The organism is Pseudobacteroides cellulosolvens ATCC 35603 = DSM 2933, assembly GCF_001262605.1.
Taxonomy (GTDB): domain Bacteria; phylum Bacillota; class Clostridia; order Acetivibrionales; family DSM-2933; genus Pseudobacteroides; species Pseudobacteroides cellulosolvens.
Window position 1 is genome coordinate 6,373,955 of sequence record NZ_LGTC01000001.1, and the last position, 14,774, is coordinate 6,388,728.

Sequence of the window (14,774 nt, forward strand, 5' to 3'; positions counted from 1 at the left end):
CCTGTTCTTCTTACTTTAATATATCATCCAAATGAATTTGCCTATCTTCAGAAAGCTCATCTTCCATACATTGTCTATGTAATTCCATATCTCCTTTTATATACTTAATTGCATATGCAACCATGCCATTCTCATCTGCAGGAAAGCAAAAAACAATTTGTGCAGTATATTTTTTATATCTTACATGCTGGCCAGGTGCATATTTCATTATTTACCTCCTGCTTTTTGCTCCACCGTTTACTTTGGGACCTGGATTATGTCATTTAATGTTCCTTAACTACAAACACCCAAGTATTTGCATCACTTGATATTTTTATTACTTAAATATACTTTTTGCATATCATAATCAGCATTAAAATAAAATAATGAATCTTTATTTTTAAAACCTAAAGCCTCCCAAAATCTTATCAACTTCTTCTCAAGAAACACACATTCTCCATTACTATTCTTATCCTCTTTTTGAGGGTCATATATTGGTCTAGGCTCTGTTATAAGATAACCTACATTGCGATTGAATTGTGTTTCGAGTGCATTTGGTAAAAGTAACATAGCACAAGTCCCATACCTATTATTCCTATATTCAGGTTCAATATATAAAGAATCTATTGAAAATATATTATCACTAATGATAGATACTTCATCACCTTCTAAATCACTCGGAAGATTATATATGTCAAAAGTATACTGATCAATATCGTTGAATGCTTCGTCTATATCAGCATCATCTTTTTCACATTTTTCAATATCATAGTATTTCCCATGGATAGAACCAACAATGATTTCTTTGCTCAGATCTTTGTTATGTACAACTATATCAAATGATATTCCTACTAAATACTTTTCATAAGGTGAAGCATTCTCTTCAAATGTAGTTTTACCTTTTAAAAGTTCATTAATATTTATAGGCACTGGTTGCCCAAATCCATTACAGTATGATTCTAGCTTTCCTTTCAAGCTTATATTTTTCCAATTTTTTTCAGCCATAATTATCTCCTTTTTTTGTTCCGCCGTTTTCCTTTGGGGATGCATATCATTTAATTGTGAAGATTTTTTATCAAATAATTTTGAAACTACTCAATATCTTCAGGTGCTTAAATGGTTCATATTATTATTATAATATACAATTTGAATCATTGGAAGCTATATACAATTTTTAACAATTCAATTTTAGATAATAAAAATGACCTCCACCCTTTTGCCCTGTAAGCGTGAAGGTCATTTTCCCGAAAGATACTCAATTCATTTATGTATCTTTCAGTTATATGGATGGATAAGGTTATTAAAAATCTAAATTTTAGATATTTTTGCAGCTCCTCTTCAGGTAATCTATATGTTATAACTTTACTAGATCTTTTAACACTATTTTTACCTTTGTGTAGAAACGGAACATTTAAATACTTTAAAGCATATAGATCAAATTTAAGAGTTTAAAAAAAGTCAATCTGCCAAATAGCTATTTTACTACCTTTCAAGTCTACTTTGCTCCATCAGGCCAATACCTTTGAACCGCTCAAGCATATCATAAGCCATCGCCGCGTCTATCTTATTATATATGATTTCAGCTACAGCGTCTTTTGTCACAATTTCTATAATTCATCATTCATCAAATTCACCCCACCGTTTCACCATCCAGAGTCCTGATCCAGGATCCGGATTCCTATAGATTCAAATTTAAGTAAATCCATCTGGTCCCTGGTAATCCCTATATATGCAAGAGTAACATTTGGTGCTGAATGGTTCAGGAGCTTTTGGATCAAATTGTGCTACATCTTGTACTTTTCTATATTTTGAAATATAATGAAATTGAGTAATTAACTATAAGTTGGAGGTGTACCACTTGATTGACTATTTAACTGTAAAAGAAACTGGATTAAAATGGAACATATCTGGTCGAATGGTAACTATATATTGCAATAACGGTAAAATTGGCGGTGCAATCAAAAAGGCAAACCTCTGGCTGATTCCTGTAGATGCAGAAAAACCCTTGGACGGAAGAACCATAAAGGCTAAGAAAGCGAGGAGTAAAAATGAATAAAAAGATCATGTCTGAACAAGACATACGCACAAAATACATCACTCCAGCTATTCTTGCAGCAGGATGGGATAGGGACTTGCAATTGCGTGAAGAGGTTTCTTTTACAAAAGGAAAAATCACTGTACGCAGGAAAACCGTAAAACGTGGTAGGCAGAGGCGAGCGGATTATATTCTTTATTGGAAACCCAATATTCCGCTGGCTATTGTTGAGGCAAAAGACAATAATCATAGTATATCCGATGGAATGGAACAGGCACTGATCTATGCGGAAATTTTAGATATTCCATTCATATTCACATCAAATGGTGATGGTTTTGCTTTTTACGATAAAACTTCTCAAGGCACTGCAGTTCAGACAGAACTAACCTTAGATGAATTCCCCACTCCTGTAATGCTTTGGAATAAATATAAGGAACACAAAGGGATTAAGGAGGAAGCGGATAAGATTGTTTCCCAAGATTATTACTATAATCCCAATAATGAAAGAAAACCTCGGTATTACCAGTGTATTGCTGTCAACCGCACAGTAGAAGCGGTTGCTAACGGACAGGATAGAGTCCTCTTAACTATGGCAACAGGAACGGGCAAAACATATACAGCCTTTCAAATTATTTACCGTCTTTGGAAGTCACGAACAAAGAAAAGAATTCTCTTCTTGGCAGATAGAAATGTTTTGGTTGATGATCCAATGCGTAAAGATTTCAAATTCTTTAATGCTGATAGCAATAACCGCAAAATGACAAAAATCAAAAACAAAGAGGTAGACAAAGCATACGAAATTTACTTTGCAATCTATCAAGGTGTAACTGGACAAGAAGATTTTGCTGAAACATACAAAGAATTTTCGTCGGACTTTTTTGATTTAATTATTGTGGATGAAGCTGTTATACTTGGACTAAATTAGAAAACCTTTTAAACACAAGGGTTTCACTGATTTAGTCCAATTTTTTTATGCCCAAAAAGGCAAATAACAGCAGTTTTGAGGAGGTTAAGATACGAATGTGTAAAATTATAGCGGTGGCGAACCAAAAAGGTGGTGTCGCCAAAACAACCAGTGTCCGAAACATGGCATATTCTCTTGGAGAACTTGGTAAGCGGGTATTGGCAGTGGACTTTGACCCGCAGGCCAATTTGACAGCATCTTTTGTGGACGACAGCACTTCTGTTCATATAACTATTGCAGATGTTATGAACAAAGCTATGGATGAGGAAGAACTGCCAAATAAGGTAGAGTACATTCATTCTCATGGTAAAGTAGATTTTATTCCGAGCAGTATTCATTTATCTGTTGTAGAAGCTAATCTGCGTATGGAAATGGGGAGTGAGAAATTACTCTCGAACATCCTGGAACCGCTACGCGACGATTATGATTTTATCCTCATTGATACAAATCCTTCGTTAGGTCCGTTGACCATTAATGCACTATCAGCTGCCGATAGCGTAATCATTCCGATCAACCCCGAATATTACGCAACAATGGGCCTTACAGACTTGACGAAAACCATTTTAAAAATCAGAAAGAGAATTAACCCTGGAATTCAGTTTGAAGGAATCTTGATGACGATGTGCGATATGCAAACCAATCTTCACAAGGAAGTCTGTGCTGAAGTTACAGAAGCCTATGGTAACGGGATGAAAATTTTTAAAATGCAGATTCCACGATCTATTCGAGTGGGTGAAGCAAATCGTTACGGCATGAGTGTCATAGATTTTGATAGAAAGTCAAAGGCAGGACTTGCATACAGTGAAGTTGCAAAGGAGCTGATATCGAATGGTAACAAGGCCAACAGCTAAGAAAGTTAAATCTCTTGATGAATTATTGCAGGCTGCTGAACCAGCATCAATGCCATCTAAATCAGGAGATAATGGGATTTTGATGATACCTTTTAATAAAATCAGACCATATCAAAATCACCCGTTTCGCTTATATAGCGACGAGCGATTGGATGACTTGGTAGAGAGCATCAAATCAAATGGGATTTTGATGCCGATGATCGTAAGAAGAATTGAATCTGACGAAAACGGCTATGAATATGAAATGCTTGCCGGTCATAATCGAATGAATGGAGCAAAACTGGCAGGACTTACAGAAGGCCCTTGTATTGTAAAGGACAGCTTGTCTGATGAAGAAGCCCTCATGTATGTGGTAGAAACAAATGTAATTCAGCGCTCCTTTACAGATATGCTGCCGTCGGAAAAAGCGGCCGTGCTTGCTCTAAGGCACTCTAAAATGTTTTCACAGGGCAAAAGAAATGACATCATCAACGAGTTAATAAGGCTCGAAAACCCTGAATATAAAGGGAGTGACGAAACTTGTTCCCCACTGGGGAACAAGTTAAAATCTCTCGATAAAGTAGGGATTGAATATGGACTTTCAAGAAATACTGTTGCCCGTTTGTTAAGAGTTGATAAACTGATCGCCGGTTTAAAGCACAGGGTTGACTGCGATGAAATCTCCCTGCGATGTGCGGTTGATCTTTCATACCTTGCTGATACGGAGCAAGAAGAAGTTGAAAAGGTTCTTTCGGAAAATGAGTTCAAAGTGGATATGAAAAAGACTGAAATGCTTAGGAGCTATTCAGCAAACAGCAAGCTTAACGAGAAAACCACATATCAGATTCTATCAGGTGAAATAAACAGAAAACCAAAATCATCATCGGCTCCATCGATTAAAATCAAACATAAAGTTTACTCCAAATTTTTTTCGCCTGATTCCAAGACAAGTGAAATTGAAAAGGTGGTGGAAGAAGCGCTTGAACTATATTTCCAAACCTACCCTGACAGAAAGGAGGCTAACACTGCTTGAGAAAAGATGAAAGGTTAAAAACGATCTATGAAACAATCGCTCCCCATATTACACGGAGCGAAAGTGCCTGGCGGGATTACCTTGCGTTTGCATCTAAATTCTTCAAATACAGTTTTGATAATGCACTGCTTGTATATGCTCAAAACCCAAATGTTACAATGCTTGCACCTACAGCAGTTTGGAATAGGGTTGGAAGATACGTCAACAAAGGTGCGACAGGTATTGCAGTATGTGAATATGAAAACGCAAGACTTACTATCAAGCACTTGTTTGATGTTTCTCAGACCAATGGCAGAGATGTGATTGCAACAAACTGGCGGCTTGAAGAAGATATGAAGAAGCGTATCGAACTGCGTCTTTCATACGGGCATAACATAAAGACAGCAGGTTTTGCAGACTGCCTTCGCAGAATCTCTTATGAAGCTGTTATGGAAAACCTGGATACTTACCTGCAAAACTTTCAGAACGACTTTGGGAATCACCTATTTGAAGACCTTCCGCAAGACGGACTGGAAATGCAGCTTCAAGAACTTATCAGCGACAGTGTTTCATATTTTGTAGGGAAAAGATGCGGATTAACCGATGAAGAAATGGAATTAGGATACGGAATGGCTACCATTGCTCACTTTAATACCATTCCTTTAATTGCAAAACTTGGCCATACTGTCACCGATATTTCCAAAGGAATCTTGATTGAAATTGAGCGGAACATAAAAATCATCGAGAAAGAAAGGAGAGCAGAAAATGAGCAAAATAGGCGTGAGTTACACAGAGATAGACGGAGTGAATATTCCCAATATCCAAATCTCGAACAACAGCGAGGACGACAGGCCACTGGGGAAATACGGCAGGATGGCAATGGAGTACCTCAAAGAACAAAATCCACAGCGATATATGATTTTGAAAATGGATGGCACTCTGATGGCGACCATGCACCGGGTACAAGAGGAAGCAGTGGAGAAAATAGAGTACATCACACAGCAGATGTTGAAGTCCGACCCGATGCCGAACACCGAGGACATCATGGAGAAAACCAGACATATGTACAGCCTGAGATCAGCAGCAGAGGAAATCGTTCTGAACGAACTGATTTACAAAGTGAGATAAGCAGTGAACCTTATATTCCAAATGTGGAGCTATCCGAAAAGAATGAGTCATTAACGGATGGCTCTTTTTTTATGCCCGAAAATGATCCCATCGGAGATTATAATATCCCTGATGAACTCCAAGAAATGAAGGGAACTGATGAGCCGAAGATAAAGGAAAAACTATTGAAAGTTTTGGTAGTAGAACATGACAAAACGCCTTATGTTACTGAAATCCATAATGGATATAAGGAGCTTCAAAAACAAGTCGGAGGTACTTTTACTACTATTGAAATTACAGAAGGTATTGATGCGATATGTGCTGATGACGTGGACTTTGACAGCACTTCTATTAACCGCATTGTTAATGGACAGCCGATTTTTGGAACATTTTTGGTTGCAAGAGTGAATTATAACACAGGTGAATATGTTTCTTTGACCGATGCGGATATCGATAAGTATTTTAAGCAATTTGAAGCTCCATTGATTGAAATTACTGATCTACTGCAAGAATTCGAGGATGTAAAAATAAGGCAAGAGGAAAAGGCAAGCGAGCCAAACTTTCAGGAAATAGGCTTTTATAGAATGATGCCGGTAGGTCAAGTATCTCTACCTACAGCTAAAACAGCAATTCAGGATAACCCCATCTATTCTCAAATTGAAGATATTTCAAAAGCTCATAAAGTTGAAACCATTGAAGCAGAGCCAATGCAGAGTAAACAAATGAACCTGTTTGACCTGACACCAAAAGGCAGCGAGGAGCAGCTTATTGAAATTGTGCTTCTTGAAGGTAGTGTAATGCAAGATGGTAAAAAGCGGATTTATGATTTTGCAATGACTAATCCGACAGGCTCAGCATTTAGTGCGTTTTTGAAAGCTGAATATGGGGTTGGAGGTCATTCTGTAAATAAACAAGGGATTGGATTTGAAAACCACAACAGCATTGGCATTGAATTTGACTGGGCTGATGAAAACGGAGAAAAGCATAAAACCAATATAACATGGCTGAGAGCTGCTATAGTTATCCGAAAACTGATTGATGAAGGACGGTATTTGGATTTACAGGAAGTAAATATAGACCAAGATGAAAAGTTTAACTCGCTTAAAAACGAGCTTGAAGAAGTAAAGGCTGAGTTGATTGAGATTGAGAAGAAGTGGGAATCGGGAGCAATTTTTTCTTACAAACAGTCGGAGTATTGGCAGGACCTTGAAGACTTGAAAGATGAACTTGAAAAGGAACTGGCAGAAATAGAACAATACCATACACCGGATGAAAAGAATTCGGAAGAAAAAGAAAGCAAACCGCAGGAGCAAACGGCTAAGGATATTCCCTTATCTGTCGAAGCAAAGTCTGGACAGTCCCGTCATACCAAGTTGAATTTCCGTTATTCCGAGGATTATAACCTATATCCAAACGGAGCAAAAACCAAATATAAAAATAACATTGAAGCAATCAAACTCTTAAAGCGGATTGAAAATGAAAAGCGCCTTGCTAATCCCGAAGAACAAATTATCCTTGCACGTTATGTGGGATGGGGTGGCCTCGCCAATGCCTTTTCTGATACAGCATCAGGATGGGAAAATGAGTATCAGGAATTAAAAGTTTTACTTGATGAAAAAGAATATGAGGATGCCAGAAATTCCACTATCACGGCTTATTATACCGAGCCGGAACTGGTAAAATGCATCTATAATGCCTTTGAGAGGTTCGGTTTTAAAGGTGGCAGGGATAGAAAGATTCTTGACCCAGCGATGGGGACGGGAAACTTCTTCTCAGTCCTTCCCGAAGCAATTGCCGACACGCCTCTTTACGGTGTTGAGATTGACAGTATCACCGGACGAATTGCAAAGCAACTATATCAAAAAGCCAATATTTATGTGCAGGGGTATGAAACCACAAACTTTGAGGATAATTCTTTTGATGTGGTCCTTGGGAATATTCCATTCAATAATATAAAGCTGTACGACAAGAGATATGCTGATGAGGATTTTCTGGTTCACGATTATTTTATTGCCAAATCCCTGGATCTTGTAAAACCGGGCGGTATCATTGGTTTCATCACAAGTAAAGGAACAATGGACAAAAGAGATACTGCGGTAAGGGAATATATAGCACAAAGAGCCGACCTGATTGGTGCTGTCCGGTTGCCGAACAATGCATTTAAAGCACTTGCGGGGACGGAAGTTACGGCCGATATTTTATTTTTTAAAAAGCTTGATCGTCCAAGAAAGGTTGATAAGTATTCTTTGCCGGACTGGGTTTTTACCAATACGAGAAAAACAGACTACATCAACATCAATCAATATTTCTATGAGCACCCTGACATGGTTTTGGGTGAAATGAGACACAGCAGGAATATGTATGGAAATGAGGAGGGTACAGCCTGTATTGCACCGGAAGGGCAAGATTTATATGCAGAACTTGATAAGGCCATTAATAAGCTCCACGCAACCTTTACCGCAGAAGCTGATAAACCGTTAGAAGCCGCTGAGGAAGAATCAGTGAATGAAGTAACTGAGCTGGATGCTCCTAAAGGAACTAAAAACTATACCTATGTGGTGTTGGATGAAAAAATATATTATTGTGAGCATAACAAGTTGATACCACAGGATTATACAGGGAAACGAGCTGAAAGGATTAAAGGGCTTTGTGAAATCAGAGGTGCGCTTTTAAATGTTATTGCTGTACAGACAAGGGATTACACGCCTGATGAACTTCAAAAAGCGCAGAAAAAACTTAACAGCGTATATGATAGATTCGTTGACCGATGTGGGTTTATCAATGACAAATCCAATATTGCAGTATTTTCGGATGACGACCAATTTCCGCTCTTACGTTCTATTGAGGATCAGAGCGAGGATAAACAGTCATGGGTTAAAGCACCAATATTTTATAAAGCAACCATTAAATCATACCGTTTGCCGGACAGGGCGGAAACAGCAAAGGAAGCACTTGAAATCAGCCTTAATGTTAAAATGAAAATAGACTTGCCGTATATGGCAAACCTGACCGGTAAAACCGCAGATGAGCTGATTGATGAACTTGGAGACAGAATTTATTTGAATCCACAGAAATACTACGGCAACTATTACGAAGGCTGGGAACTGAATGAAGAATACTTAAGCGGACAGGTCAAAGATAAGCTGCTATATGCAAAAATAAAAGCAGAAGAATATCCGGACCTTTTCACACGAAATGTAGAGGCTTTAGAAGCAGTGCAGCCTCCAAGGCTGCTGCCCGGGGATATTGATTTTCGCATTGGTTCTCCTTGGATACCGATTGAATATTACCGCCAGTTTATGCATGAAACCTTTGGTACTCCTTATTATCTTAGAGATGTTATTGACATTGATTATATGGAGTATACCACCCAGTGGCGTGTTTTGAACAAAACAAGGGATGCCAGTTCTATTAAGGTTAATAAGACCTATGGAACAAGCAGAGTAAATGCCTATCAGATTTTTGAGGATTGCTTGAACTTACAGAGTACAACAGTGCGTGACCCTGTACCTTATGTGGATGCAAACGGGAAAGATCAAGTAAAATATGTTGTCAATGCCAATGAAACCATGATCGCAAGAGCTAAACAAAATCAAATTAAAGAAACTTTTGGAGCATGGCTGTTCAGCAATAAAGACAGAGCTGAGGTGCTTCTTAATATTTATAATGAAAGGTTTAATACCATCAGACCTCGTGTGTATGACGGATCTCACTTGATATTCCCCGGTATGAGTGAGGAGGTAAAGCTGCGACCGCACCAAAGGAATTTTGCGGCGAGGGTTATTTATTCAGGTACAGGTTTGGCAGGACATGTGGTTGGTGCAGGAAAAACCGCAGCCCTTATTGCATCAGGGATGTATCTGAAAAGTATTGGAGCTATTAAAAAACCCATATATGTTGTTCCCAATCATTTAACAGAGCAATGGGCAAAAGAGTTCTACCGTTTCTTTCCGCAAGCCAATATTTTAGTGACAACCAAAAAGGATTTTGATAAAGCCAACCGAAACAAGTTTGTTTCCCGAATCGCTATGGGTGATTACGATGCCATTATAATCGGTCACAGTCAATTTGAACGTATTCCTATCTCAAAAGAGCGCCAGGAAAAGCAATTGAATGAAGAAATTAACCAACTATCTTACATTATCAAGAAAATGCGTGATGAAAAGGGCGACAATTGGTCAATTAAACAAATGGTCATCTTTCAAAACAACCTCAAAAACAGGCTGACAAAGCTTGCTGCTGAGGAAAAGAAGGATGACCTTTTAACTTTTGAACAGCTTGGTGTAGATTACATGTTTGTAGACGAAGCCCATGTTTACAAAAATTGTTTCAGCTATACAAAAATGAGGAACGTTGCCGGTATCGGTAAATCGGCAAGCCAAAGGGCTACCGATATGCTTTTAAAATGCCAGTATTTGCAGGAAATCAACAATGGAAAAGGTGTGGTATTTGCCACAGGGACACCCATTTCCAACAGCATGAGTGAGATGTATGTCATGCAGAGATACTTGCAGCCACAGACGCTTCAAAAAATGGCTTAAACTACTTTGACAGCTGGGCTGCCACCTTTGGTGAAGTTGTATCTTCTTTGGAAATAACGCCGGAAGGCTCCGGTTATCGCATGAGAAACCGTTTGCAAAATTCCACAACCTGCCTGAACTTATGAATATGTTTCAACTCGTAGCTGATATTCAGACTGCCGATATGCTGAATCTCCCGACTCCAGATATTGAGGGTGGTAAAGCAGCCATTATCGCAACAGAAGCCACACCATTTCAAAAAATGCTGATGGATACCTTTGTTGAGCGAGCTGATAAAATCCGAAGCGGCGAAGTTGATGCTTCTACCGACAATATGCTTAAACTGACGAATGAAGCTAAGCTCATGTCCATCGACCCTCGATTGATTATTGAAGATGCCCCAAATGATCCGAACAGCAAGCTGAATATTGCCATTGATAAAGTGTTTGATATATGGCAGAAGACCAAAGAAAAACGCTCTACTCAGATTATTTTCTGTGATTCCGGCACACCAAAGCCCGGACAGTTTAATGTCTATGATGAAATCAAGCAGTGCCTGACTGAAAAGGGTATTTCTGAAGACAAATAGCTTTCGTTCATGATGCTAAGACCGATGAACAACGTGAAGCACTGTTTGAAAAGGTACGTATGGGTGAGGTGAGAATCTTGCTTGGAAGCACATTAAAACTTGGAACAGGCACAAATGTTCAGGATAAGCTGATAGCTGTCCATCATCTGGACTGTCCTTGGCGCCCAAGTGATATTGAACAGCGCGATGGCCGAATACTGCGTCAAGGTAATGAGAATCCCGTGATAAGTATCTTTCGATATGTCACTAAAGGTACGTTTGATGCTTACTTGTGGCAAATCCAAGAGCAAAAACTGAAATATATCAGTCAAGTCATGACAGGCAAGAGCATTTCTCGTTCATGTGAGGATATGGACGAAACCGTTCTCTCTGCTGCTGAAGTAAAAGCCATAGCAACATCTAATCCACTTCTGGCAGAAAAAAATGGAAGTTGATAATGAAGTAGCAAGATTGAAATTGCTCAAAGCTTAACTGGAACAATGAAAGGATTATTTTAGAAAGAAACATCGAAAGTCATTATCCAAAAATGATTGCTCATTGTAAGGAAAAAATTGCAGCTCTGGAAAAGATATTGAGCTGAAAAATCAATCAGTTGGGCAAGAGTTTTCAATGCTTGTTGACGGCAAGACCTTCGATGAAAGGGTAAAAGCCGGTGAAAGGCTTATCATGATGAGTAAGCTCCATGACATTTTTGTAAACGGGAACCTTTGGAAGTGGTGCTTATCGCGGTTTAAACTTTTTACTTGCCCGATCTGCATTTGACCAGTTAGAAGTGCAAATCAAAGGAGCATCAACCTATCGTGTTGAACTCGGTGATTCCGAGCTTGGAAGTGTTACAAGGATTGAAAATGCTGTAGAGAAAATCGACAGCATACTGGCACAGACAAAGCAAAAACTTGAGGATGCGATTGTACAACTTTCCGAAGCCAAAAAGGAAGTAGTAAAACCATTTGAATTTGAAGAGCGCTTAGCAGAGTATTCAGCACGTCAGGCAGAGATTAATACAAAATTGGAGTTTAAAGAACTCAGGCAGCAGGAGGAGGTTATTATTGATGAAAACGGACAGGAAAGCGATTCACGGTATTCATCTGATGACAGAGAGCCTGAACATGCAATTGCAGAACGGGATATCTAAGGATGTTATTTTAAAGCCATTTTAAATTACTTTATTTTGAAAGGATGTGATCATAATGCCGATGGTTGCGGTAAAACAGCCCTATGTTTTGTTCGTGGTAAATGATGATACGCCACAGCATCCCCGTGCGGAACAAGATAATCTCGGAACAATGATCTGCTTCCATAGCAGATATAATCTTGGTGACGAACACAGCTTTCATGAGCCGGACGATTTTTTGATGGATCTTTTGGAAAAAAAGCTGGGCGACTATGAAGAAGCCGAGGAAAAATTCGAGGAACTTACAGAGGAGATTGATATTTCTTTGTATCGAAATCGCTATGGTGCATACAGAAAAGCCATCCATGATAATATCTTGGATTATCTTTCGAGCAGTTTCGTTATCGAGCCTATTTATCTTTATGACCACAGTGGAATTACAATCAATACAACCGGTTTTTCCTGTCCTTGGGACAGTGGGCAGGTAGGCTGGATTTATGTTTCATACGATAACATACAAAAGGAATATGGTGTGGTCACTCCTGAAACTATTGAAAAGGCAAGACAGGTTTTAATCAGCGAAGTTAGGGAATATGATTATTACCTTACCGATCAGTGCTACGGATTTAAACTGTATGAAAGCAACGAGGAAAGCAAGCTGCTGGGGCTTTATGGGTGAAATTCGTGATGTGCAGAATGAAATAAAAGAGTATTTGCCGGATGACTGCAAAGATATTGTTGAATCCCTGGAATATCGATATGACGATGCAGATATTGAAGATATTTTGGAGGAGATAAAGGAACTGGATGAAGAAATGGAGGTATAGCCTATGCAGACGCAAACCCGGAAGCATATCGCCACTTTACGGAGGAAGAAATACAAAGAGCAAACTGCGTAAGCTTAATTGATCTTGCACGTCAGTATGGTTTTGAACTTGAGAATGGAGGAAGAAAAGCACTTCATGCAAAAAAATCGGGTGGGTTGTACATTTTTAAAGACAGCAACCGTTTTTATCACTGGACTGCCGATGAAAAAGGCGGTCCTATTGATTTTGTGATGAAATACGGCAATATAACCTATCCCGAAGCCGTTGCACAACTGCTTGGTGAACGTTATGAACCTTATATTCAAACTGTAGTACCTTATGAAAAAGAAGAGAAAGGCCCGCTGATTATTCCTGATAAGGCAGAAAATTTTAAAAGAACCTATTGGTATTTAATCTCCATCCGAGGTATTGAACCGGAAATTGTATCCGTACTGATGAATGAAAAGAAAGTTTATCAGGAAGCCCAATATGGAAACTGTGTGTTTGTCGGATACGATGAGAGCGGTATTCCTAAGTACTGTTCCATGCGCGGAACCTATACTGATAAGGCATTTAAAATGGATGCCGTTAATTCCGATAAGAGCTATCCCTTTGTGATCGGAGGGAAGAGCGATATGGTATTTGTTTGCGAAAGTCCCATTGATGCCATGAGCCATGCTACCTTTGCAAAACTCTATGGACATGATTGGAGGCAGGATAACCGCATCTCTCTCGGATGTACCTGGGATGGCGCCCTTGAACGATATTTGCAGTGGCATCCTGAAATCAAAAAATAGTATTCGCCTTGGACAATGACTACCTTGCTAAAGATAAAGACGGATGTTATAGAAACTGGGGTCAGATGGCTGCAATGAAATGGTGATAAATACAGCGAAAAAGGCTACGAAGTAGCAATCCACAGACCGCATCTCAAAGACTTTAACCAGGATCTGATTGAAACCCGGAAAGGAAGAACTGTAGCTGAGCTTGACGCCATGCGTGAAGATGAACTGAAAGCCGAATTTGAAAAGGATGCCGTTGATGAGCCGAATGAGGAACTTGACATGGAGGAGGTTGAACCATGAACTTTTTTTCATCAGTATGAAATCTTCCCTTTTGGGAAGCCCCGAACCTAAAGGGGAAAGGGTTTAATCCCTTCCCCTTTGAGGTAAGGCAGGAATAGTGGGGTTCCCACCCACGAGAAAACAGCTTACCGGCAGTGCCGGTAACGAGGTTCTTGCAGCATTTTTAGTCATCCATTGGGTGACAAGCGGAAAGGAGGGTTTTGTGAAAGATAGGCCTAAAAGTAACACTCCAAAAACTCAAAAAAGGTCAGTGGTTTTTTCTACCGAAACCTTGGAACAGATTGAAAAGCTGGCAGTAAAGAAGAATGTGTTTGCTTCTGATATTATTAGAGAATTTGTGGAGAAAGGATTGGCTGTCAATGGATACGAAGAAAACATAGACACGATAACAGCCATCATACATCAGGAAATAGAAACTTCAATTAAATCATTGGCTAACCGTCTTGCAGGAATGATTAACAGACTTACAATTATTTCAGCCGCAGGATACTATGCAAATATCGCCATTATATCGGACTTGATTGATAAAGACAGATACTCTTCTTTTGAAAAAATCGAAAAGCTGGCAAGAAAACGTGCTTTAGTTTACGCCAATATGAAAAGTGCTGATGCAATCGCAGTCTTTATGGATGATGAAGAAATGAAGAAAGCAATTGCAGAAGTTAAGGGAGGAACAGCTGCTTATGTCGATTTTGATGTATAAGCAGAGATTTCGTCCTCCAAATTATAAAAA

14 protein-coding genes are annotated in these 14,774 nt (G+C 39.1%); 12 read left to right on the forward strand and 2 right to left on the reverse strand.

Annotated elements, in window-relative coordinates; translation table 11 throughout:
- Positions 1-10: 10 nt before the first annotated feature.
- Both Bccel_RS26385 and Bccel_RS26390 read right to left on the reverse strand, forming a co-directional pair.
- Positions 11-208 (reverse strand): hypothetical protein, encoded by a 198-nt coding sequence (locus Bccel_RS26385; RefSeq protein WP_036945295.1) that lies wholly within the window; start codon positions 206-208, stop codon positions 11-13.
- A gap of 92 nt (positions 209-300) precedes the next feature.
- Positions 301-984: a hypothetical protein gene (locus Bccel_RS26390; protein ID WP_036945292.1), complete on the reverse strand. Its 684-nt coding sequence runs from the start codon at positions 982-984 to the stop codon at positions 301-303.
- Between the two features lie 853 nt (positions 985-1,837).
- Here Bccel_RS26390 and Bccel_RS26395 point away from each other — a divergent pair.
- The 12 genes from Bccel_RS26395 to Bccel_RS26445 all read left to right on the forward strand — a co-directional run bounded on the left by Bccel_RS26395 (position 1,838) and on the right by Bccel_RS26445 (position 14,744).
- Positions 1,838-2,035 (forward strand): DNA-binding protein, encoded by a 198-nt coding sequence (locus Bccel_RS26395; protein ID WP_409372138.1) that lies wholly within the window; start codon positions 1,838-1,840, stop codon positions 2,033-2,035.
- Positions 2,028-2,939, forward strand: coding sequence for a DEAD/DEAH box helicase family protein (locus Bccel_RS26400; protein WP_050753892.1), 912 nt, complete (start codon positions 2,028-2,030; stop codon positions 2,937-2,939). Before Bccel_RS26395 ends, Bccel_RS26400 begins: the two co-directional genes overlap by 8 nt.
- A 95-nt stretch (positions 2,940-3,034) precedes the next feature.
- Positions 3,035-3,829, forward strand: a complete 795-nt coding sequence (locus Bccel_RS26405; RefSeq protein WP_036945879.1) for a ParA family protein — start codon at positions 3,035-3,037, stop codon at positions 3,827-3,829.
- Complete coding sequence (locus Bccel_RS26410) at positions 3,807-4,841, forward strand: ParB N-terminal domain-containing protein (RefSeq protein WP_036945877.1); 1,035 nt, start codon at positions 3,807-3,809, stop codon at positions 4,839-4,841. Before Bccel_RS26405 ends, Bccel_RS26410 begins: the two co-directional genes overlap by 23 nt.
- Positions 4,838-10,468 carry a DUF3846 domain-containing protein gene (locus tag Bccel_RS26415; protein WP_050753893.1) on the forward strand — a complete coding sequence of 1,877 codons (5,631 nt, stop codon included), beginning with the start codon at positions 4,838-4,840 and terminating at the stop codon, positions 10,466-10,468. The genes Bccel_RS26410 and Bccel_RS26415 overlap by 4 nt, the downstream gene beginning before the upstream one ends.
- Before the next feature lie 127 nt (positions 10,469-10,595).
- Entirely contained in the window at positions 10,596-11,036 is a 441-nt protein-coding gene (locus tag Bccel_RS31845) for a hypothetical protein (RefSeq protein ID WP_050753894.1), read from the forward strand.
- Between the two features lie 41 nt (positions 11,037-11,077).
- Positions 11,078-11,470, forward strand: coding sequence for a hypothetical protein (locus Bccel_RS31850; protein WP_242857089.1), 393 nt, complete (start codon positions 11,078-11,080; stop codon positions 11,468-11,470).
- 338 nt (positions 11,471-11,808) lie between these two features.
- Complete coding sequence (locus tag Bccel_RS31855) at positions 11,809-12,171, forward strand: hypothetical protein (protein ID WP_050753896.1); 363 nt, start codon at positions 11,809-11,811, stop codon at positions 12,169-12,171.
- A 55-nt stretch (positions 12,172-12,226) separates the two neighbouring features.
- Positions 12,227-12,829, forward strand: a complete 603-nt coding sequence (locus Bccel_RS26435) for a hypothetical protein (protein ID WP_050753897.1) — start codon at positions 12,227-12,229, stop codon at positions 12,827-12,829.
- Positions 12,822-12,977 carry a hypothetical protein gene (locus tag Bccel_RS30505; RefSeq protein WP_160317761.1) on the forward strand — a complete coding sequence of 52 codons (156 nt, stop codon included), beginning with the start codon at positions 12,822-12,824 and terminating at the stop codon, positions 12,975-12,977. Before Bccel_RS26435 ends, Bccel_RS30505 begins: the two co-directional genes overlap by 8 nt.
- A 155-nt stretch (positions 12,978-13,132) precedes the next feature.
- Entirely contained in the window at positions 13,133-13,753 is a 621-nt protein-coding gene (locus Bccel_RS31860; protein ID WP_242857047.1) for a DUF3991 domain-containing protein, read from the forward strand.
- A 385-nt stretch (positions 13,754-14,138) separates the two neighbouring features.
- Positions 14,139-14,744 (forward strand): hypothetical protein, encoded by a 606-nt coding sequence (locus Bccel_RS26445; protein WP_242857048.1) that lies wholly within the window; start codon positions 14,139-14,141, stop codon positions 14,742-14,744.
- The last annotated feature ends 30 nt before the right edge of the window (positions 14,745-14,774 follow it).

What these genes read in the sequence shown, in the direction of transcription:
- Bccel_RS26385 (WP_036945295.1), bottom strand. Translation starts at nt 208, where the DNA reads ATGAAATATGCACCTGGCCAGCATGTAAGATATAAAAAATATACTGCA.
- Bccel_RS26390 (WP_036945292.1), bottom strand. Translation starts at nt 984, where the DNA reads ATGGCTGAAAAAAATTGGAAAAATATAAGCTTGAAAGGAAAGCTAGAA.
- Bccel_RS26400 (WP_050753892.1), top strand. Translation starts at nt 2,028, where the DNA reads ATGAATAAAAAGATCATGTCTGAACAAGACATACGCACAAAATACATC.
- Bccel_RS26405 (WP_036945879.1), top strand. Translation starts at nt 3,035, where the DNA reads ATGTGTAAAATTATAGCGGTGGCGAACCAAAAAGGTGGTGTCGCCAAA.
- Bccel_RS26410 (WP_036945877.1), top strand. Translation starts at nt 3,807, where the DNA reads ATGGTAACAAGGCCAACAGCTAAGAAAGTTAAATCTCTTGATGAATTA.
- Bccel_RS31845 (WP_050753894.1), top strand. Translation starts at nt 10,596, where the DNA reads ATGTTTCAACTCGTAGCTGATATTCAGACTGCCGATATGCTGAATCTC.
- Bccel_RS26435 (WP_050753897.1), top strand. Translation starts at nt 12,227, where the DNA reads ATGCCGATGGTTGCGGTAAAACAGCCCTATGTTTTGTTCGTGGTAAAT.
- Bccel_RS30505 (WP_160317761.1), top strand. Translation starts at nt 12,822, where the DNA reads ATGGGTGAAATTCGTGATGTGCAGAATGAAATAAAAGAGTATTTGCCG.